This window comes from Algoriphagus taiwanensis, assembly GCF_036245645.1.
Taxonomy (GTDB): Bacteria; Bacteroidota; Bacteroidia; order Cytophagales; family Cyclobacteriaceae; genus Algoriphagus; species Algoriphagus taiwanensis.
Genome location: NZ_BTPE01000010.1, coordinates 155,387 through 176,232 on the forward strand (window position 1 = coordinate 155,387; position 20,846 = coordinate 176,232).

Consider the following 20,846-nt stretch of genomic DNA (forward strand, 5'->3'; position numbering starts at 1 on the left):
ACTTAAAAGTCGGAATTTTTGGTTTTTCATCACTTTTTCCCTTAAAACTTTCTCGCGCTTGGTGTATTGGGGGGGGGTAATGAGAACCACACTTGATAACTAGGAGGATGAACTTAAGTACGAAAAGGTTTCATTTTGGCACTTAACCCCATTGCAGCCTAAAGTTTGTTATTGGTAGGCGCCATTTATTCTTTTTGAGTTTGTTTGAAATCCTTTATTAAAGTTTGTTTTCAACTCTTTTAAATTCATCCTTGGTTCCAAAATAAATCTTTTCCCAATGGGCAAATACTAAGGCCCAGTTCAGATTTTCGTCGAATACAGACAAATCATCACTTCCTGGGTAGTAGAAATCGTCGAAATATTTGATTAGAATTTCCCAAGACACTATTGCTCCATTTTGACTGTCCCATGAAACATATACCATTTTTTCGAATGGAAGGCCTCGTTCAGTAAGCCATTTTTGAATTTCTAGTTCATTGCCATCTGATACAGGTATACTTTCAATTTGACTAAAAAAATTTTCCTTGAATGGTTCATCAGCATGAAGCTCAACACTTCTAATGAAATGGTCTAAATATTTTCCAGCTTCTTTGTCTAACGGCTTTATTTGTTTCAGGTCTGATTCAGGTAGAATAGCATACTTTTCCTCTGTAAACCGCCATTTTAGGTCAAAATCTTCTATTTCAATCACGTGATCATGAATATTACTAAAATCGATTGTCATAATTTGGTTTTTCACGCTTACATTCCTCAGCTTGGAGACGGCAGGAATTCGGAGCCGTTCTCTTCAAGCCTACTCTTGACTTATTAAAGATACTGTTTCTCCCATTTACCCGGAACCGCCCGCCTGTCTTCCGACAAAGGCAGGCTGTATCCAAGGTTATGTAAGCGTGCAAGATCCTTTTCGAGTATTTACAGGAATGTAAACCCAATTCTTTTATTCAATCCTTGTTCAAAAATCCGGATCAATGTCGATAACTGGATATTCCCTTTTCCATTTTCAAGCTTGGAAATATAACTTTTCTTTGTTCCTGCCTTTTCCGCCAATTGTTCCTGGGTCAAACTGGCTTCCTTCCTAGCTTCTTTTAGCATTTCGCTGATAATGAACATCTGGGCATTCTCTTCATACTTATTCCTGCTTTCACTTCCAATCTTGCCGTGTTCCAGTTCAATCAATTCATCGAATGTTTTTACTTTGCTATAATCTTTCATGTGTTAATAATTTGATTTTTAATAGTCACCCCGATTGGTCGGGGCAGGCTATGGAATCTCGCATTTAGGATAATCATCACAGTGAGACATTTATGTCATGCTCGATTTCATAATCTTATTTCTTTGTTTGGAAATATTCCTTCATTAATCTTTCTGCTTTCTCAATTTCTTTCTTTGGGGTCTTCTGAGTCTTCTTTTGAAATCCGTTGAACAGGACTACCAGCTTTCTTTCATCAAAGCAGCAGATCCCGATAACTATCGGGACTGTAAATATTAGATTGGTATTCAACCCTCACTTCAAATAACCCTTCAGTTCCTTCAAGATGCTTGAGAAACTTCTCGGGTACCCTTTCCACTTGCTTGACCAGTTCAAAAACATACTGAATCTTACTCTTGACCTTTTCATTCTGGCTTTGGTAAAATTCTATAAAGTGGTTTTCATAAAAAATTATCTTTCTTACCATATTTACAAAGTTATCTCAAAAGATAACATTTTCCAAAAGTGGGACGTTCTTTTAATGCACTCTAACGGTTTGCATATGGCTTGTGGCGGTTTCGAAGCACTTTCCTGTCCGCCCGTGATGAACTTGGCTATGGAGCGAAAACCTTGCTGGTAGCAGTTCCCCCGCCATAAGCTATATGCGTTGTTGTGGCTAGTTTTTTATTCTTTTTTCAATTCCATTTTTTGACCGCTAAAAATTTCTTTCAGTCCTTTTACAAGTCCAATTGTCAATGGAACCGTAATGACCGTCATTATAATGTTCTTGTATGGCATTTCTGATTCTTGGGTTAATCCAAGTATTCCAATAGTCAGTAGTGGAATTATGGTAAGTGTCATTCCGATATAGAAAAGTCGATTGTTATTTTTCAGAATTCCATAAATCACGAGTCCGAAAACAGCCAAAGCTGGGATTAGTGCCAAAGCTGTATTCGTTCTTCTTGTTGTTATGGCTTCTTGCATATGTTCAGAGGTCGGTTCGACAATTCCACGTGTTACATCGTCCGAAACGTCTACTGGAATACCAACCCAAAGAACACCAATCCAAACTGTCAGAATTAGTATCCAAAGTCCTACGGTAAGAAATTTAAGTATTCCTGTCATTTCGTTTTTTCAAATTAGCCACAACTCCCAAATATACACCCCTCCACCCAATCTTTTCTTTCTTTTCAATAACCTTGATTCCAGCGAAAAGAGCCAGTTTATCCGACAACAAACGACTACAATCGAATACAAACGACTAACTACCGACTCTTTTTTGACCTCTCCCCCAACTTTGGTCCATCAGTTTTCCTCTGGCGGAAACGTAAACCAAATCTTTCACACAAAACCTTTAAAATCATGAACGCGCTAAGAAACAAAGTTCAACTCATCGGACACCTCGGTTCCAAAGTCGAAATCAAAACCCTCGAATCCGGTAAAATCATGGGGCGGGTAAACATCGCCACCAATGAAGTCTATCGCAATGCCAAAGGTGAAAAAGTCACCGAAACCACCTGGACCAATCTAGTCATCTGGGGTAAAAACGCCGAAATCCTTGAAAAGTATACCGACAAGGGTTCGGAAATCGCCGTAGAAGGCAAGCTCTCCAATCGCTCCTACACCGACAAAAACGGAGAGAAAAAGTACATCACCGAGGTCGTGGTTAATGAAATCCTGCTCCTCGGAGGTCCCAAAGCTGAAAAAGCCAATCAAGAAGTAATGGAATCCGATTTGCCTTTTTAATCGATTCGCTTAAGAATTCAAACAGAAGAGGTTGTCTCAATAGTCAATTCAAGAGCCTGAGATTTGGCTGTATGAAAATTGGCTCAGATACCGACCCGAATAAAACAGAGGCTGTCACTAGTTATGAGACAGCCTCTTTTGTTTATGGTATATAGGTTTTTCACGAGTAGAGGAATTGATAGGCTAAAATTCTGCGAATATGATCGATTTATCCAGGCATCCGTCATCGGACATCTGACCTCAGGCTAGATTAGCTTAGAAAAAGGGCTAATGGCAGGGTTCTGGATATATGTTTTTTTAATGAATCACCCGGTCCTTAATCTCCGGAATCAGATTCTCCCGCTTTTGGGCCTCCGTGAGGTAAGAGATTCCCAACTCCTGAGGAGAAGGACCCAACCATTCGGCCTTTTTGCCTTCCAAAGAAATCAAGCCCTTTTCCAGATCGATGGTCAAAAGGGCAAAGAGACTTTCCGAATAGGGACAGGTTTTATCCAATTGAGGAAATTGAGCATGAACCTCCTCCGGATAGCTGAAATGAGCTAAATTTTCTCCTACCCAATAGTAAGAGGCAGAGTTGATATGGACATAGTGAACTCCCTGAATCTCCAAATGCTGATCCACATGGGCATGGCCATTGATCGCCAATAGGATCTTTTCCGAATATTTCCCCAGCAGATCCTGCATTTCCAAAGCATTGTCCAAAGGGTAAATCCCCGCCAAAGGCTGATGACAAAGAATCATCACAGGAACGATCGCCTCTTCCAATTCCTTCTTGAGCCATTCCTGCTGCGCGGCACCGATATAAGCCGGATAGCCTTGAGTAGGATTGGGCGAGCCTTCCTCATTTCCGTCCAAAACAATCACCTTGATCCCTCCCAAATTCCGGGAATAGTAGCGCGAGGGCATTCCATAAGCTTTCACACACTGATCAAAGCTATACCCGTAGTCCACATCGTGATTGCCTAAAACATGGAAAACCTCCGAATGAGCTTTATTGAAACGTTCGATCAATCCCTGATTCTTTGCTGAAGGAACCGCGAAATCCCCCAATTGAACCAAGGCATCTACCTTATCCCGTTTCATCTTTTTCAAAAAAGCCTCAAGCCGCTCTTCCCCGTCAGGGACAATATCCTGATGCAGGTCGGAGATCAAGCCGATTTTGATCTTCTTTTTGGTTTGGGTTTGGGAAAAAGTCAAAGAAGGCAAACTCAGGGCTAAGGAACTCCAAGTGAGGGTTTGCAGAAATTTTCTTCTCGAATCCGATCTCTTCATGGTTTCATACTTTGCTTGGGAACCTCCTCTCAAACCTTTCAGCCAGTTCCTTCCCAAAATAGGCCGAAGCCAGTTGATTGGCACGAAGCTCAGTCCAAAATAGGCGGTGATTTCCTCTAAACCAAGGCAAATGCATCAATCCCGGAGTCAAATTAAACAAGCTGGGTAAGCCGATCTTTAGGTAAAATCCAAGAAGTCTTGAACCCAAAAAGCGCTTATGATCTCCTTCAAATCCATGCAAATAATCCAAATAATGCCCGTATTCGTGCTGGATAATCGCTTTTTCGGCAGATTGGGAAATGGTCTTCGAAAGAAAAATCCCCAAACCCGGGAGGCAAATAGCTGACCCATTTGCCAACAAAGAACTGCGGAATACCCTGATTCCAACAACCAAAGGTGGATTGGGAATTGGCTGGAAAAACATGAATTAGATTCTTGCCTGATAGGTGTAAAGCTGATAGTATCGACCCTCCAAAGCAATCAACTCCTCATGCTTGCCTCGCTCCACGATTTTGCCCTGCTCGATCACCAGAATCTGATCGGCCTGACGGATCGTACTCAAGCGGTGGGCGATGACGAAGGTGGTCCGCCCTTTCATCAGTTCTTTCAAACTGGCCTGAATTAAAGTTTCGGATTCTGTATCCAGATTGGAAGTAGCCTCATCCAAAATCAAAATTCTCGGATCAGCCAAAATCGCCCTTGCAATGGCTATTCGCTGCCTTTGCCCTCCGGAAAGCTTCACTCCCCGCTCCCCGATCAGGGTATCCAGTCCATCCTCAAATCGATCCGAAAATTCCTGCACATGGGCAGCCTTGACGGCTTTTTGTACTTCGGCTTCAGTAGCATCAGGTCTTGGAAAAAGGATGTTTTCCCGAATGGTCCCCTCAAAAAGAAAATCATCCTGAAGCACCACGCCCAGATGAGAACGGAAAGATTGCAACGTGACTTCCTGCAAGTCCTTCCCATCCAATGAAATCTGTCCTGAATCGGGATTGAGAAAAGTAGCAGCAAGCCCGGCAATGGTCGTCTTCCCCGAACCGGTAGTTCCCACCAAAGCGGTCACCGAGCCGGCAGGTGCTTTGAAACTGATTCCTTTAACCACTTCTTTATTCGATTCGTAGGCAAAAGATACCTCCTTGAATTCCATATCGCCTCGGATTTCGTTCAGTTTAAGGGTTCGCTTGCGGTCATCCGATTCCAATGGCGTATTCATGATTTCCTCGGTTCGGTCCAATCCGGCAAATGCCTCGGTCAACTGACTTCCGATATTGGACATCTGCACAATCGGCGCGATCATAAAGCCCAAATACAGGGTAAATGCCAAAAAGTCTCCAAAGGTCATTTTCCCTTCCATAATCATCCAACCCCCGATTCCCATAATCCCGGCTGAAGCCAGGCCGAGCAGTAAAGTCCCTGCGGACGTCACAAAACTCGTAGCAGTCAAGCTGGATTTCACATTTTGAAAGAGCAGGTCCACTCCTCCCTCAAAGCTTTTGATCTCCTGGGCCTCGGCATTGAATCCTTTGATCACCCGGATGCCTCCCAGAGTCTCAGTGAGTCTACCGGTGACTTGGGCATTGATTTTCCCCCTTTCCCGGAAAATGGGGCGGATTTTGCCAAAAGCTTTTAAAGAAACCAGACCGAAAATCGCGACAGGAACCAGAACATACAGCGTCATCAGCGGGCTGATACTGATCAGCAAAACCAATGAAATCACAGCCGTAAGTATCCCTCCTATCATTTGGGCAAAGCCTGTCCCGACGAGGTTTCTCACTCCCTCCACGTCAGTCATGATTCGGCTGACCAGTTCTCCGGTTTTGGCATTGTCAAAAAAACGGATAGGAAGCTGGATAATGTGCTTCTGGACCTGGGCCCGAAGTTTGGCAATCAAATGCTGGGCTTCCACACTCAGAATCTGAGTCAGAGAGTAAGAGGTCACGGACTGGATCACAATCGCAAGAACCACAGCCAAGATCAGCCATTTCAATTTCGTAAGATCATTACTCGGAATCACATCATCTACCAGATACTTACTCGCACCAGGAAGAACCAACCCTGCCAAACGGCTGATGATAATCAGAAACAAACCTAGGAAAAGATGCTTTCGCCGAGGCCAGATGATGGTCTGAAAGACCTGTCTCATGGTCACTTTTCGTTCTTGCTTTTTTGCCATGGTTGGAATGGAATGATGTGTGGGGTTTATCTAGAATTTAACCTTTGTTCTTCTATGTTAGAAAAAACTAAAAATCAATAAAAAAGCCCGCCTGGTAGGACGGGCTAATTGGTGTAAGATAAAGACTATTCAGTCTTTGGAAGTACGTTAGAGATAAGAGAAACCTTCTCAATCGGCTCAGTGGCATTAGAATAGATCCTCACCACAGAATTCTGCTTTCCCATTTTACCCGTAGAGTTAAAGGATACTTTGATCTCTGCTGAGTTTCCCGGAGCGATGGGCTCTTTTGGCCAACTTGGTACAGTACATCCACAAGTGGCAGCAACATTGGAAATGATCAATGGCTCTGTTCCTGAATTGGTCAGGGTGAAGGTGTGCTCCACTTTTTGACCTTGAACGATATCGCCAAAGTCAACAGACTTTTCTTTGAAGCTGATGACAGCACCTGAACCGGCCTGTTGAGCCTGAGCGGTGAAGACAAGTGCGAAAGCAAAGAGGCTGAATAAAATTCCTAGCTTTTTCATGATTATTTAGAAGTTAAGGATTCAAATTTTAGATCGAATTTACTTTTCCTGAGTTTTCGATACATACAAAAGTGAAAATTTCTTGCCAAAGTTCAGTTTTCACCATATTAAAGATTGTTATAAGGCAGTCTTAGATCGGGGATTCTCAAGCTTTTTAACTCTGATCCCCCTATTTGCACCCGAGTCAAATCTCCTTTTTCACCGAAGAGAAAAAGCCCGGAGCAAAATTGACCAGATACAACTCCTCCGTGGCTCGGGTCATCGCCGTGTACAACCATCGCACAAAATCCCGGTCCACCTTTTCCTCCTGCAAATAGCCCTGATCTACAAATACTGCACTCCACTGTCCTCCTTGGGCTTTGTGGCAGGTGAGCGCATAGGCAAACTTGATCTGCAAGGCATTTAAGTAAGGATCTTTTCTTATCAGCTCCATTCGCTCCGTCTTATTAGCCACATCGGCATAGTCCTCGGATACCTGATCGTACAGCTTTCGGTATTCTTCCCTGCTCAATGAGGGAGTGGAAGAATAAAGCGTGTCCAATATCACCTTGGCTTCAAAGAAAGGTTCGGAAGGATAATCCAAAAGCCGAAGCTCCAAAGTGGCAAACCGTAATCCATACATTTCCTCAAACTTTCGGATTTTCATCACCTCCACCATATCACCATTGGCTAGGAAGTTTACCTTATCCGATTCTGCCATGTAGGTGTAGTTGTTTTTCACAATCATCAGCAAGTCTCCGGTGCTGATTTCCTCCTCGTAGAAGTGAATCACCCTACGGATATATTGATTGTACTGGACTGCTGCTTTGTTGGATCGGGTGACAATGGTGGTATTTTCCGTGCCAAATTTATCATAAGCATACCTCAGCCCATCCTCCAGTCGTTCCGAAGTCATTTTGAAAATATCCCGAAAGCCGCCTGTGTAAATCTGGATTTGAAATTGATCGCCGGAAAGCTCCTTTCGGAGATGGGTAGCATTGAAAAGAATCCCCGATTCCAGCCTCTGCCTCATGACTTCGGTAAGTTCGGTTTGTCCTGCCTGCAGTCTGAAATGCCGTAAAAGATACCCTGCATCCAGGGCTGGGCTGTATTCACTTCCTACCGGCGGTAGCTGAGCGGTGTCTCCTACAAGCAAAAGTCGATTGTCCGACCCGGAAAACACGAATTGAATCAAATCCCAAAGCAAATTGCCAGACATACCCCCATCGTCAGAAAGCATGGAGGATTCATCCACAATGAAGAGGGTATCCTTGTAATAGTTTTTCTGAAGGATAAACCCACCTCCCATTGTACCCGGGTCACCTTTGGGTTTGTAGATAATCTTATGAACGGTATAGGCTCCCCTATCGGAATAGTTGCTCATAACCTTGGCTGCCCTACCTGTAGGTGCTAATAGCAGGGAACGCATATTCATTCGGGGCAAGACTTTCACCAAAGCCGAAATCAGGGAAGTTTTTCCTGTACCTGCATATCCTCTGAGCACAAACGTGGGCTTCTCTGAAGCCTCCGATTTCAAAAACTCATCCATTTTCCGAAAAAAGGTCATTTGACCCGCCGTCGGAGAAAAAGGGAAATATTTGATCAGCAAGTCGGAGGGCTTAAAATCCCCCTGATTATCTTTACCCATAGAAAGCGAATGTAAATGTCCTCCGATCAAATCAGCAAGGAAATCGAATCAAAATTTGGCAACCGCCTGAGAAGCCGGGTCAACGGGATTCTCTGGGAAGGCGACAAAATCCTAATGGTCAAGCACCAAATGAGCGAAGACCGGGTCTTTTGGTCTGTCCCTGGAGGAGGGATGAAATACGGCACTTCCGCACCGGAGAATCTCAAAAGGGAGTTTTTGGAAGAAACTGGACTGGAAATTTCCGTGGAGCGATACCTTTTCGTTCACGAGTACCTTTCTCCTCCGCTCCACGCGATGGAGCACTTTTTCGAAGTGAAAAAGGTAAATGGAACTCCAACTTTGGGGATAGATCCCGAGCTTTCCGGGCAAAAACAAATCCTGCTAGATCTGGCATGGATGGGCTTGGAAGACATTCAAGCACTCCCCAACCGTTCCCTTCATCAGGTCTTTTGGGGAATTAAATCCATTCAGGACCTAGGATTGTGGAAAGGATATTTTAATTTTGGAAATATTTCTCTAAAATAGCACGTTTTAAAAACCTTCAACCTTAACCAGATTTCTAAATCTTACTTACAATGAATCTTACTAGAATTCTCTCCTTAGTTTTCTTCGCAGTAGCGGTCGTATTGGGATACCTCCTTTGGAAAGGTGTCAACGACGTAGTAGAAGAAGAGAAAAGAATTGCCTTGCTTGAGGCTGCCACCATCCAGAAACTGGAAATGCTACGTGACGCTCAATTGGCTTACCAGGCATCTAATGGAAAGTATGCCAGCACTTGGGATTCATTGAAGATGTTTATCGAGGACGGGGAAATCTACTTGGTTCAGAGAACTGAGACCACCCGTTTGTTGGATTATGGTGCAGAAGAGACTACAGTAACCTTCGATACTCTAGGATCTGTTGGTGTGATGGATTCTCTTTTCAATGAAAGAAAATTCCCTGATTTCAATTTGGATCTACTTCCGGTAGTGCCAGGTTCAGGCGGTAAGCAATTCGAATTCTTCGCTGACAAAGTTGAAAAAACTGGCGGGTACTTGGTAAACGTATTCGAGATCAGAGACCCTGCTCCAGTAAACCCTAAAAGAAGATTGAACAACAACGAAAAAGCTTTGAGAGTCGGATCCAGAACTGACGCTTCTACGGAAGGTAACTGGAAATAAACCCCAACCTTTTGAAACCGGATTTTAAAGTTTATAAAAGTGATAGGTTTGATGTGGAGGACACAGCGAGCCTATCACTTTTTTTGTACCCCTCCTCCACCTTCATTTTTGCGAAAGACAAAAACGGAGCGAATATCGCCATCCACCAATATCCAAAATTGGGCTGGGCAGATTTGGAAAAAATTACGCCAAGCGATCTTTTGCTTAAACAGGATGTTCCTGCAAAGGCTTATTTTCATTCCAATGTCTTTTCCTTAGTTCCCGGTTTGCTGTTTCAAAATGGTAAGGAAGAGCAATACCTGAACTTTGTGGGAGACATTAAGGGAGAGCAGCACTATTTTTCCTGTGCTTTGGACAGCAATAATCTTCAGCTAGTCTCCTGCCTACCTCAAAGCATTAAAAAATCTTTGGAAGCAAGATTCTCTGAGGTCTCCTTTTTCCATGGGGCCTGTTCCTTTTTGTCTTACCTTTTCAAGGAGAGATTTAACCTGATAGGCCAGGAGATTTTGATCAATTTTATCGGCAATTATTTCTACTTGGCAGCCTTCAAAGATCAAGAACTGAGTCTCTTCAATAGGTTTGAGGTAGAAGAAAAAGAGGATCTCCTCAAGTATATCTTCATCGCCATGGAGCAGTTGAAATTTGACAAAAATCACGCAAGAATCAGTTTCTTCAGCCTTCAAGAAGAAGAGGGGATGAGTAAAGAATGGCTGGAGGAATATTTCCACCATGTGAGAATTATAAAACCTCATGCCAATCAGAATTATGGAAATGGCTTTAAAAACCTCAAGTCTGAGCACCTGTTTGAGGCAAGCTGGCAAATGGACTAAAGCATGAAAAAAATCGCCATTTTTCCAGGATCTTTTGATCCTTTTACCCGAGGCCATCACGACATTGTGATGCGAAGTCTGAAGCTTTTTGATGAAGTGGTAATTGGAATAGGTTACAATTCCACCAAGAAAAACAGGTATTTCGATATTGACCTTATGGTTTCAAAAATCGAAGAAGTCTATGCCAATACCCCTGAAGTCAAAGTATTAGTATACAATGAATTAACTTCAACATTAGCCAAAAAGATAGGGGCACAATTTCTGGTAAGAGGGCTTAGAAACACCACCGATTTCGAATATGAAAATACGATCAGTCAGATGAACCGCTACCTCAATGAAGATTTGGAGACGGTATTTTTGATCACTTCACCGGAATTTGCCGCGATTAGCTCTACGGTAATCCGGGAAGTCCACCGATACGGAGGGAATGTGACTGACTATTTGCCTTACGCCTTGTGAGGCTTGAGCTGCATTTTGAGGTAATGCTTAAACAAATACCTCATAGAGGGATAGGAATTGATCAGGGCAGTTTTTGCATCGGCCTCTGACATCCACTGAATGTCTTCTATACCTTCTTCGGCTTGAGGCTTCATCGTGGCATCATTCAGTGAATCCATCGCATACCAATAGGTCTTTTTGAGAATACTTTTTCGATTTTGAGTATAAGTATGCCAAGTTTTTAAAATCGGAGCCCTCAGCTTAACCATGATATTGCACTCCTCCTCCACTTCGCGCTTGGCGCATTGCTCAGGAGTCTCTCCTCTGTCCATTTTTCCTTTAGGAAAATCCCATTTACCCAAGCGATAAATCATCAAAACCTTGTCCTTTTTGGAAACCAAGCCTCCGGCTGCTTTGACGATCACAAAGCGACTTTTTACAAAAGTCTTTAGCGCTTTTTTGTCTTCGCTGACTAGGGTGACTGAATCCAGATTCTTCATTTTGCGGGTACGCAAGAGATAAAGCAAGCGGATTATCAAGTCATGGGAAGGTTCATGAAAAATCACATCCTCCTCCCACTCTACATCAGAGGGGATTTCATCAGCTTGTCTGTAGATGTGCTCATAAGTCTTTTCCGAATCCAGTTCTTCATAACTGATCAGCTCAAGGGGCTTGTCATTTACAAAAATTCTCATGCAAAAAGCTAAGGTTTGGCTAGGTGTCAGAGTCAAAAATGCACAAAAAATTCAGGTGTCACAATCTTATCGGTTCGTATTCTGTTATTTTTGACTTTATGGAGATTTTAGACCAAGCCACCGCCGCCGAAGTAGCTGACAGACTACTGGAAATCCAAGCCATTCGGCTCCAACCTGACAAGCCTTTCACTTGGGCATCAGGCTGGAAATCACCTATTTACTGTGACAATCGACTTTCTCTTTCCTTTCCGGAGGTTCGCTGCCTGATCCGGGATCAGTTGGTAAAAAGTGTCAGTCATTTTTTTCCCATGGCTGAAGCGATCGCTGGTGTAGCCACCGCAGGAATTCCACAGGGCGCTTTGATCGCCAATGAGCTGGACCTGCCATTTATCTATGTCCGCTCCAAACCCAAAGGACATGGCATGGAAAATATGATCGAAGGAAAAGTAGTCCCCGGCCAAAAAGTGGTGGTCGTAGAAGATTTGGTATCTACGGGTGGCAGTTCCCTCAAGGCTGTTCAGGATCTTAGAAATGCAGGTTTTGAGGTTTTGGGCATGGTGGCCATCTTTAGCTATGGCTTTGAGGTCGCTGACAAAAATTTTGAGGAGGCTGGGGTAAAACTGATTTGCCTAAGCCACTATGACGCGCTTCTTCCAAGGGCTGTTCATAGAAAATACATCGATGAAAATGTCCTCCAATCCCTGGGTGAATGGAGGAAAAATCCGGGAGCCTGGATGCAATAAAATCAAAAAGCTGAGACCTAAATCTCAGCTTTTTACTTTTTCAAATAGGCCAATCGAGCCGCCTACCCAATCTTTGTCCTTATTGAATTTGACTCCAATCATTTCCCCCCTACTCAGTCGAACTAAATTGCCAACCCAAGTAGGATTTTCGTCTTTTTCCGGCCAAAGGAAAAGCAAACGGACCTCTACTTTGACTTTGCCATCCGGGGATTGAATGACAGGAAGGTAGTGGACTTTCTTCTGTAAGATGTACAGATCCTTTTCCTTTACAGCCTCCACATCTTCCTTCTTGACATGAAAAATAACACCGGAGCCTGAGAAGGAGAAAAGTGGCTTTAGCACATAATTTTCCAGGTCCTCAGGAATAGACTCGAGTTCACTGAGCAGCTTGGTTTCGATAAAATAAGGTCCATGCAAATAGGGCAAAATGAACTTGGAAATCCGGGTGTACCAGTTAGGATGTCCGGCCCATTCCACATCCAAATCTTCCGTAAAGTCAAAGTCTAATCGCAGGTCTTTTCGCATCTCCAACTCATCAAAGATGACCCGATTGTAGATTCTTTTGATGCGAATCTTTTCCCCTTTAGCTGAGTGGTAATAAAGCCTTTTCCCTTCCTTGACCACTTCAGTAACACAGACGACTGGAATTCCCAAATCCCGCTTGGCATAATAAAAGTCGATCTTCGTGTTTTGCTTTTCGGGCTCGATTTCGAGCAGGACGACCTCATGCGGGAGATGCTCACCCAATACGACTTCATTTAACTTTTGAAGGTATTTTTCTTCATCCATCCCTTCTGGATAGGGAGAATATTCAGCCAGAAAGGGGTAGTATTTTTGGATTTTTCGGAAGAGATTAAACTGAAAATTGAAGATCGAAGGAAAACCCTGTACCTCGATCAGTTTGGGAATCAACTTTCCATCTTCTTCACAAATCCCGAAGTCAATAGCCAAAAACTGGGTATGTGCGTCCTCATTGGGCACTGCAGTATTGAGCTCAATTGACCGCTGAGTCAACTCCTTGAAATCTGGCCTTTTGATAAACTCAACCACTTGATCACAAGCCTCTTTGAGTTGAGCTTTCAGTGAATTGGGGATAAAGAAGGGAGTTTCCGCAATACGGAAAGTGGGCATGTAGTCAAAATCCCCTGCAATATCCTGAAGAAAAGCCTGATACTTTTCAGCGGAAAACTCGGCATTAAACTTCTTTCGGATTTGTGGTTCCATACTTAGGTCAAAGATGGAGTTTTGGCAAGTTTTATTTTTTGGAGGGCTTGCTCCAGAAAATTAGGGATCAGCGTTTCGTTTGTTTTGTAGATTTTGTTCTCATCCACCAAATCTTCCAGCATGGTTCGGAACTTAGACTTGCCTTTGAGCTCAATAATTTTCTCCCTCACAATTGGCTTCTTCAAATGCTCCATAAAGCTCATTGCGTCAGCTTCGGGGTGAAATTGAGTTCCCACGATCTCATCTGTAAAGCGAATCGACATGATGGCCCGCTCGTATTCCACATGATTTCGGATTTTCTCCAGCGCGATGATTTTCGCTCCGAGCGTTTTGAATTTCTTGGCATCAGGCTGCACCACCTGATAATCTCTGGAATCTACTGCCCAAAAAGGATTGGCGAGATTCTGAAATATAGGGTCTTTGAGCCCGTCTTGAGTTTTATGGACAGTCATCACTCCAAAAGAAGTGGACTTTCTCTTGGTGATTTCCCCCAAGCCGAAATGCTTGCAAGCCATCTGAAAGGAATGACAGATGAGCAGTAGGTGCTTCTTTCGGGAATGATTCTGATTCCAAATCCAGATTTGGTCCAGAAAATCATAATATTTCAGATCCCAATCTCCATTTCCCTCCAAGGGGTTTCCTGGACCTCCTGTAGAAATAAAAAGATCAAAATCCTGAATATCAGGGATTTGCGCTTTTCCTCTCACGTCAAACTCTTTCCAGGCTATTAGTTCCGAAAACCTAGACAAGATATCATGGATACAGCGCATTCCCTGATTGGGCTCTCCGTCATACATATCCAGAATGGCCAGCTGTATTTTTCTCTTTCCCACGTTGATTGGATTAGTTTCTGCCCAAAGGTACGGAATCCCTTATATCCCTTCTGTAAACTTGGAGGTAATAAAATCCACAACAGCTTCCAGACTTCCTGTTTTTTCAAAGACAGCCAATTGCTGATCGGCACCGGTTCCTCTTTCGAGAATCTTATGGACATAATTCACTTCTTCCCGGCTTCCCAGCTCATCCACTACATCATCGATGAAGTCCAGCAATTCCATAATCAGCTCTTGGGTAGGCACTTCTGTTTTCTTTCCAAAATCGATCAGAAGTCCTTCGATCCCATTTCGGGCTGCACGGAATTTGTTTTCGCGGATAAGTGCGATTCGGTAAATATTGAATGAAGTATTGCTCATCAGCAGCTTATATAGCTTGGCTACCACTGCCTGAATGATGGCTACCACACAGATCGTTTCATCGACAGTTAAGCACATGTCGCAAATCCTAAATTCGATCGTGCTGAAAAAAGGATGCATACGAAGATCCCACCAGATTTTCTTGGGATTGTCAATGCAATTGGTTTTGACTAAGATCTCAAGGAAGTTGTCATAGGCCTGAACCGAATCAAAATACTCTGGCAATCCAGTTCTGGGAAACTTGGCAAAAACCTTTGCTCTAAAGGCTTTAAACCCTGTATTTCTACCCTCCCAAAATGGAGAATTAGTCGTCAGTGCGTAAATGTGAGGAAGGAAATAGCAGGCCTGATTCATCAGCTGCAATGCGGTATCCCGGCTTTCTATTCCTACATGCACATGCAATCCAAAAATCAGGTTGGACCGGGCAATATCCTTGAGCTCATTGACAATATTGTGATATCGGGGATCATCGGTAATCTCTTGGTCTTGCCATTTGGCAAAGGGATGCGTACTCGAAGCTCCCACGACCAATCCTTGTGCAGCTGCAAGTTCGGATATCTTGTTGCGGAGGAAAGCGACCTCTTTTCTCGCTTCCTGCACGTTTTGACAGATATTGGTTCCCACCTCCACTACGGATTGGTGCATTTCCGCCTTTACTTGCTCTCTCAGCGTGATTTTACCTCCATCTACGATTTTGGACATGTGAGAGCGCAGATCCCTTGTCTTCGGATCCAGGATCATGTATTCTTCCTCTACTCCCAAAGTGAACTTGGGAAGCTTTTTACTTGAAGTTGCCATACTTGGATGGAGTTAAAATCTCTTGGCTGATTCTACTGAGTTCTTCATAAAAGTGCCCCAAGTCAGGTTCATTTTACCCGGTTTCTGGGCTTTGGCATAAGCTATGGCCATTTTGGCCGCTTCTTCTACCACCCAATCGAAATTGGCCTGACCTACAGAATTGACATCTGCATCAGGGGCTGGATTGCCAAAATCTATGGCGTAGGGAATACCGTCTTTTACGGCAAACTCCACAGTATTGAAATCGTAACCCAAGCCCTGACAAAGTCTCATGGTATAATCCTTTACCGTGCTCAGGAGCTTTTTGGAAGCAGGAGCCCGATCTACCACGTAGCGGAGATGGTGTGGGTTTCTTGGTTCATATTCCATGATTCGGACTGCTTTGCCTCCCAAGCAATACACACGGAAATATTCATCAAAAACGATCTCTTCCTGAAGGAGCATGACCAGCTGACCGGTTTCAGGATGCTTTTGGAAAAACTCTTCCTTGTTTTCCAGTCTATAGACATTTTTCCAACCACCGCCTGCATAGGGCTTCATGTAGGCAGGGAATCCGATATAGCTGAATATCCCCTCCCAGTCCAGAGGTGCGGCCAGATTTCGGAAAGACTTACTTGTGGTGTCTGTGGGATGCTCTGCTGAGGGCAAAATCACCGTTTTTGGCAAGGGAACTCCTAATTGGTCTGCCAGACAGTTGTTGAAAAATTTATCATCAGCACTCCACCAAAAGGGATTGTTGATTACAGCGGTACCAGTTAGGGCAGCATTTTTTAGATAGGCCCTGTAGAAAGGCACGTCCTGAGAAATCCTATCGATGATGACTGCATATTCAGTAAGTTCATTTTGAATGACTTTGTCGATTCGAACCGGTTCGGCTATGATCCCTTTTTCCGCTTTTTCATTGACTCGCTGAACAAATGCCTGTGGAAAGGTATCTTCCATTCCGAAAAGTATCCCGATTTTCTTCATGTTTTCGCTTAGTTAGTAGTGGTAAAGAATTAAGTTAATCAAATTTGATAGTGGATAAGTAGTGAGGAAACATTTCCTTCCAAACTGGCCAATCATGCTGCTTGTCTTGTCTCACATCCAGCCAGTGATTGACGTTTTTCTGTTTCAAAGCCTCATGAAGCTTCAGATTGGCATCAAAGCAAATGTCCCAATTGGAAGTGCCCAGGATGATCCCCATGTTCCATAGCTCATAATCCTGAAGGCCAGGAAGATATTCCAGCGGGCTATTGTAGAAAATGTCGTCGTGATTGTATCCATCCATAAAGTTTCGGATATCGAAGGCCCCGCTCATGCTGAACATGTGACTGACGTAGCCTGGATGCCTGAAGGCGAAATTGGCAGCATGATATCCGCCAAAACTGCACCCTGCCACGGCAACTTTTGCCATGGAGGTATTGAGCCGCACGCGCTCCACGATATCATGACAAATCATTTTGTCATACCCTACATGATTCTGAATCCGCTGATGAGGATGGACGCCTTTGTTATAAAAGCTCTGTTTGTCACTGCTGTCAGGGCAGTAAATCTGGACCAAACCCTGCTCTATAAACCAATGAGCAGATCCAATGAGACCCATATCCCGATTTTCATGAAAACTACCCATGGATGTAGGAAATAGGATCACCGGGTAGCCCGCATGCCCAAACACCAGCATCTCCACGTCACGGTTGACATAGGGAGAGTACCATTTAAAATATTCTTCTTTCATATGAATTAAAACTAATCGATTTGGCCTGTCCCTGAACCGAAATGAAATACTAATCAAAAATTGGGATAAAGAAAAGAGATTAACAGGAAGCTTGGAGCCAATAAAATTAAATTTTGGCTTTTATGGCTTTTTCTACTGGATTGTTTCTTTTGGAAAAGCTCTTGATCACAGCCACTGCTACCAGGGTGAGCAGAATGAAAACAAATACCCACTTGGAGGTACTGGAAAAAGAAGCGATTAAAGCCACCCAATTGCTTTTTTCTGGAAATACTTTTAGAAGATAAAGGATGGAGAGGTTTTCTAACAAATCAAAAAATGCAACTAAGGCTGGGAGGAGCCAAGCCCCCTTTTTTCCTCTCAGGCGATAAAGCAAACCGGAAAAAAACAGCGCATAGGCCACTAAATAAGGCATATCAAAGACAGTCACCGCCCATCCATATTGACTTCTTTCTGCTGCATCCAAAAAAGAGAGAGAATCATAGGCCTGCTCAGGACTGTAGGCAAATTGTAAATCCAAAGCATGCTCACTTGGCATGTACTGAGCAAGCAAAATATTAAAGCCAATCAAAAGAAGCCCCAATAGGATTAACCACCTAGTTTGGGAACAGGCACGAATCAAAGATTTCATTTACTGGGTATTAAGCAGTTAAAAATAAAGAAAAACCTTACTTTGAACCAAGGAATTAATATTAATTTTTTCTTAGCAAAAAGACCCCAGTAGAAGCCAATGACTAGGCCATTGTGCTTAAGCAACAAAAATCAGGATTTATTCAGCATTATTCGGATAATATTTAAATCTATCGGGTGAAAGAAGGCCCAATTTTTTTTCAGAAAGCATTCATCTAGCAAGACACATTCAATAAAAAATTCGAAGACAGGCGCTCAGGTACAGCAAAATACAGATTGGGATTTACTCTTCCTGCCCAAACCATTTCGAATACATGGGGTAGTTCTTGGCTGTTCGCAAAATCACTTCCCTCATATTTTCTCCGATCTCTTTCACCTTTTTGGCTGGGGTGCCGGCATAGATGGATCCCGATTCCACTATTGTACCTGCCAAGACCACTGCTCCTGCAGCAATGACCGAATCCGAGTGTACAATCGCCCCGTCCATCACGATTGCTCCCATTCCGATCAGGACGCGATCATGAATGGTACAGCCATGCACGATGGCATTGTGAGCAATGGATACCTGATTTCCGATGTAAGTTGGGGCCTTTTGGTAAGTGCAATGAATGACTGCACCATCTTGAATATTAGTATCATTGCCGATTCGGATTTCATGGACATCCCCACGGACTACAGCATTAAACCACACGGTGCATCTATCTCCCATTACTACATCTCCGACTACAGTAGCATTTGGAGCAAGCCAGCACTCCTTCCCCATCTCCGGCTTTTTGCCGTTTACTTCCATGATCAAAGCCATTTTTCTTTTCTTTTTTTCTTTCCCTAAGGAAAATAAAAAAATTAAATCCTGACTGAACTTTTTTTTTGATTTTGAGTTACGTGTATATACATATAAATTTGCAACTCAATTTCTCAAAATCAACTATGAAAATCACAAAGCAAATCGGTCTTTTCCTAGCGGCAGCAATGATCACCTTTGCCTGCAGCAAACCATCCGAAACTGTAGAAGCTACTGAAGCACAGGAAGTAGCAGAAGCAACTGGTACTACCCTTACCTTGGCTCCAACTTCCACCATTTCTTGGAGAGGTTACAAGCCTGCTGGACAGCATTTCGGTAAAATTCCTGCGACTGACGGAACTCTTACGGTAAGTGGCGACCAAATCACCGGTGGATCTTTCACCTTTGACATCACAGGTTTGAAAATCGAAGACCTGGAGGAAGGCTCCGAAAACTACGGTAAATTGTGGGGACACCTTCAGTCTGCTGACTTCTTCGATGCTGCCAACCACCCTACCGCGACTTTCGAAATCACCGGTGCTGAGCCATTTGCGGCGGGTGATGTAATTGCCGACACTGAGCAATTTGCAACTGACAACACGCCTAAAGCTGAGTCTGAATTATCTCCTGCCAACCCTACTCATTGGATCAGCGGTAACTTGACCATGAGAGGCACTACCAAAAACATCAAATTCCCTGCTGCCGTAACTATCGAAAATGGAACTGTGACTGCTGTCGCTGGTTTCAATATCGACAGAACTGCCTGGGGATTGTCCTACGGTGACGAGGCTACTGCAGTTGATAAAGCAAAAGATCAATTCATCTACAACACAGTTTCTTTGGAACTGAATGTGACTGCGAATTAATTTTAACTACCACAATGATTCGAAAAGAGGGATTCTTCGGAATTCCTCTTTTTTTTGTCCTTAAAGAAATCTACTCCTTTGGGAATGATGGAACCTGAGAAACTTCCGGTGAGAAAAATCATCCATGTGGATATGGATGCATTCTATGCCTCTGTGGAGCAGCTAGACCATCCCCAATGGAGAGGCAAACCCCTTGTCGTGGGCGGAAACGAAGCCCGAGGAGTGGTAGCTGCGGCAAGCTATGAGGCCAGAAAATACGGAATACACTCAGCCATGTCCTCGGCTTTGGCAGCCAAGAAATGTCCCCATCTGATTTTTGCCCCACACCGCTTTGACCGTTATCGGGAGATTTCTCATCAGATTCGGGAGATCTTTTATGAATACACCGATTTGGTGGAACCCCTTTCCCTCGATGAGGCATTTTTGGATGTGACCGAAAATAAAAAAGGGCTCAAATCCGCCATACTCATTGCACGGCAAATCCGGGAAAAGATCAAAGAAAAAACCGGCCTGAATGCCTCAGCAGGCGTTTCTTACAACAAATTCCTGGCAAAAACTGCCTCTGACCTCAACAAACCCAATGGACAGGCTGTAATTCTTCCTGAAGAAGCTGAGGCTTTTCTGGAAAAACTTCCGATCGGGAAATTTTTCGGAATCGGGAAAGTCACGGCAGAGAAAATGCAGAAACTGGGCATCCATACGGGGAAGGATTTGAAGGAGTTTTCTTTGCAGTTTTTGACCAAAAAATTTGGGAAATCCGGGCTTCACTACTTTAATATCGTGCGGGGAATCCATCTGTCGGAGGTCCAACCCCATCGCGTAAGAAAAAGCCTGAGTGCCGAAAACACCTTTGAAAAGGACCTGATTACCTTGGCAGAAATGGAGGAAAACCTCCGTCCTATTTTCGAAGAAGTAATCCGCCGAATCGAAAAAAGCGGAATCAAAGGCCGGACAGTAACTCTGAAGCTCAAGTTTTCTGATTTCACTCTTCAAACTCGGAGCAAAACACTGGAGCAGTACCCGGAAGCAGAAATGATTTGGCAGTTCGGGCTGGAACTTCTCCGACAGGAGGATATTCAAAAGCCAATCCGTTTATTGGGCTTGGGAATTTCCAATTTGAATATCACCGAAGAGCAAGCTCATTTCGGGGAGCAGCTGAGGATACCTTTTTCCTTAGAATAAATTAAGAAAGTTTACCCTGCCATTTTGTCCGCATTTTCGTAATTTCGCAACCTGATTAAAC

The 20,846-nt window shown here is 43.6% G+C and carries 25 protein-coding genes; 8 read left to right on the forward strand and 17 right to left on the reverse strand.

The features are described from left to right. Positions 1-217 precede the first annotated feature (217 nt). From AAA938_RS14410 to AAA938_RS14425, 4 genes are all read right to left on the reverse strand, one after another. A complete protein-coding gene (locus tag AAA938_RS14410) occupies positions 218-724 on the reverse strand; it encodes a hypothetical protein (protein WP_338229447.1) in 507 nt (168 codons plus the stop codon). Between the two features lie 188 nt (positions 725-912). Then, positions 913-1,212 (reverse strand): helix-turn-helix domain-containing protein, encoded by a 300-nt coding sequence (locus tag AAA938_RS14415; RefSeq protein ID WP_338229448.1) that lies wholly within the window; start codon positions 1,210-1,212, stop codon positions 913-915. Between the two features lie 115 nt (positions 1,213-1,327). Beyond that, a complete protein-coding gene (locus tag AAA938_RS20300) occupies positions 1,328-1,501 on the reverse strand; it encodes a type II toxin-antitoxin system RelE/ParE family toxin (protein ID WP_420915744.1) in 174 nt (57 codons plus the stop codon). Positions 1,502-1,873: 372 nt separating this feature from the next. After that, on the reverse strand, positions 1,874-2,314 hold the full coding sequence (locus AAA938_RS14425) for a hypothetical protein (protein ID WP_338229449.1): 441 nt from the start codon (positions 2,312-2,314) through the stop codon (positions 1,874-1,876). 237 nt (positions 2,315-2,551) lie between these two features. Between AAA938_RS14425 and AAA938_RS14430 the strand changes: the two genes are divergently transcribed. Then, positions 2,552-2,935 carry a single-stranded DNA-binding protein gene (locus AAA938_RS14430; protein ID WP_338229450.1) on the forward strand — a complete coding sequence of 128 codons (384 nt, stop codon included), beginning with the start codon at positions 2,552-2,554 and terminating at the stop codon, positions 2,933-2,935. A gap of 297 nt (positions 2,936-3,232) precedes the next feature. Here the strand turns inward: AAA938_RS14430 and AAA938_RS14435 are convergent, their stop codons facing one another. From AAA938_RS14435 to AAA938_RS14455, 5 genes are all read right to left on the reverse strand, one after another. Then, positions 3,233-4,207: a metallophosphoesterase family protein gene (locus AAA938_RS14435; RefSeq protein ID WP_338229451.1), complete on the reverse strand. Its 975-nt coding sequence runs from the start codon at positions 4,205-4,207 to the stop codon at positions 3,233-3,235. Between the two features lie 4 nt (positions 4,208-4,211). Then, positions 4,212-4,631 (reverse strand): zinc metalloprotease, encoded by a 420-nt coding sequence (locus tag AAA938_RS14440; protein WP_338229452.1) that lies wholly within the window; start codon positions 4,629-4,631, stop codon positions 4,212-4,214. Positions 4,632-4,634: 3 nt separating this feature from the next. Further along, the gene (locus AAA938_RS14445) at positions 4,635-6,380 is read right to left on the reverse strand and encodes an ABC transporter ATP-binding protein (RefSeq protein WP_338229453.1); all 1,746 of its coding nucleotides are present in this window, start codon (positions 6,378-6,380) and stop codon (positions 4,635-4,637) included. 125 nt (positions 6,381-6,505) lie between these two features. Continuing rightward, positions 6,506-6,904: a DUF1573 domain-containing protein gene (locus AAA938_RS14450; protein WP_338221353.1), complete on the reverse strand. Its 399-nt coding sequence runs from the start codon at positions 6,902-6,904 to the stop codon at positions 6,506-6,508. 184 nt (positions 6,905-7,088) lie between these two features. After that, complete coding sequence (locus AAA938_RS14455) at positions 7,089-8,531, reverse strand: ATP-dependent DNA helicase (protein WP_338229454.1); 1,443 nt, start codon at positions 8,529-8,531, stop codon at positions 7,089-7,091. A 15-nt stretch (positions 8,532-8,546) separates the two neighbouring features. Between AAA938_RS14455 and AAA938_RS14460 the strand changes: the two genes are divergently transcribed. The 4 genes from AAA938_RS14460 to coaD are packed head-to-tail and all read left to right on the forward strand — an operon-like array spanning position 8,547 to position 10,980. Further along, entirely contained in the window at positions 8,547-9,056 is a 510-nt protein-coding gene (locus AAA938_RS14460) for an NUDIX domain-containing protein (protein WP_338229455.1), read from the forward strand. A gap of 50 nt (positions 9,057-9,106) precedes the next feature. Next, on the forward strand, positions 9,107-9,691 hold the full coding sequence (locus tag AAA938_RS14465; RefSeq protein WP_338229456.1) for a hypothetical protein: 585 nt from the start codon (positions 9,107-9,109) through the stop codon (positions 9,689-9,691). Positions 9,692-9,702: 11 nt separating this feature from the next. Further along, on the forward strand, positions 9,703-10,521 hold the full coding sequence (locus AAA938_RS14470; RefSeq protein WP_338229457.1) for a DUF3822 family protein: 819 nt from the start codon (positions 9,703-9,705) through the stop codon (positions 10,519-10,521). Between the two features lie 3 nt (positions 10,522-10,524). After that, positions 10,525-10,980, forward strand: a complete 456-nt coding sequence (gene coaD, locus AAA938_RS14475; RefSeq protein ID WP_338229458.1) for a pantetheine-phosphate adenylyltransferase — start codon at positions 10,525-10,527, stop codon at positions 10,978-10,980. On the opposite strand, the gene AAA938_RS14480 is transcribed toward coaD, so the two are convergent. Further along, positions 10,968-11,654, reverse strand: coding sequence for an NUDIX hydrolase (locus AAA938_RS14480; RefSeq protein WP_338229459.1), 687 nt, complete (start codon positions 11,652-11,654; stop codon positions 10,968-10,970). The two genes, coaD and AAA938_RS14480, sit on opposite strands and share 13 nt — an antisense overlap. A gap of 98 nt (positions 11,655-11,752) precedes the next feature. On the opposite strand from AAA938_RS14480, the gene pyrE reads away from it, so the two are divergent. Further along, entirely contained in the window at positions 11,753-12,397 is a 645-nt protein-coding gene (pyrE, locus tag AAA938_RS14485; protein ID WP_338229460.1) for an orotate phosphoribosyltransferase, read from the forward strand. Between the two features lie 24 nt (positions 12,398-12,421). Here the strand turns inward: pyrE and AAA938_RS14490 are convergent, their stop codons facing one another. The 7 genes from AAA938_RS14490 to AAA938_RS14520 form a co-directional block, all read right to left on the reverse strand. Further along, entirely contained in the window at positions 12,422-13,621 is a 1,200-nt protein-coding gene (locus AAA938_RS14490; RefSeq protein WP_338229461.1) for a hypothetical protein, read from the reverse strand. A 2-nt stretch (positions 13,622-13,623) separates the two neighbouring features. Next, positions 13,624-14,454, reverse strand: a complete 831-nt coding sequence (locus AAA938_RS14495) for a type 1 glutamine amidotransferase (RefSeq protein WP_338229462.1) — start codon at positions 14,452-14,454, stop codon at positions 13,624-13,626. A 39-nt stretch (positions 14,455-14,493) separates the two neighbouring features. Then, positions 14,494-15,612 (reverse strand): carboxylate-amine ligase, encoded by a 1,119-nt coding sequence (locus AAA938_RS14500; RefSeq protein WP_338229463.1) that lies wholly within the window; start codon positions 15,610-15,612, stop codon positions 14,494-14,496. 12 nt (positions 15,613-15,624) lie between these two features. Then, a complete protein-coding gene (locus AAA938_RS14505) occupies positions 15,625-16,581 on the reverse strand; it encodes an ATP-grasp domain-containing protein (protein WP_338229464.1) in 957 nt (318 codons plus the stop codon). A 34-nt stretch (positions 16,582-16,615) separates the two neighbouring features. Beyond that, positions 16,616-17,329, reverse strand: coding sequence for an esterase (locus AAA938_RS14510; protein WP_338229465.1), 714 nt, complete (start codon positions 17,327-17,329; stop codon positions 16,616-16,618). A 106-nt stretch (positions 17,330-17,435) separates the two neighbouring features. Next, positions 17,436-17,957, reverse strand: coding sequence for a hypothetical protein (locus AAA938_RS14515; RefSeq protein WP_338229466.1), 522 nt, complete (start codon positions 17,955-17,957; stop codon positions 17,436-17,438). Between the two features lie 282 nt (positions 17,958-18,239). Further along, on the reverse strand, positions 18,240-18,758 hold the full coding sequence (locus AAA938_RS14520; RefSeq protein ID WP_338229467.1) for a gamma carbonic anhydrase family protein: 519 nt from the start codon (positions 18,756-18,758) through the stop codon (positions 18,240-18,242). A 125-nt stretch (positions 18,759-18,883) separates the two neighbouring features. Between AAA938_RS14520 and AAA938_RS14525 the strand changes: the two genes are divergently transcribed. Both AAA938_RS14525 and dinB read left to right on the forward strand, forming a co-directional pair. Further along, positions 18,884-19,603, forward strand: coding sequence for a YceI family protein (locus tag AAA938_RS14525; RefSeq protein ID WP_338229468.1), 720 nt, complete (start codon positions 18,884-18,886; stop codon positions 19,601-19,603). Positions 19,604-19,690: 87 nt separating this feature from the next. Beyond that, positions 19,691-20,785: a DNA polymerase IV gene (gene dinB, locus AAA938_RS14530; RefSeq protein WP_338229480.1), complete on the forward strand. Its 1,095-nt coding sequence runs from the start codon at positions 19,691-19,693 to the stop codon at positions 20,783-20,785. Positions 20,786-20,846: the final 61 nt, after the last annotated feature.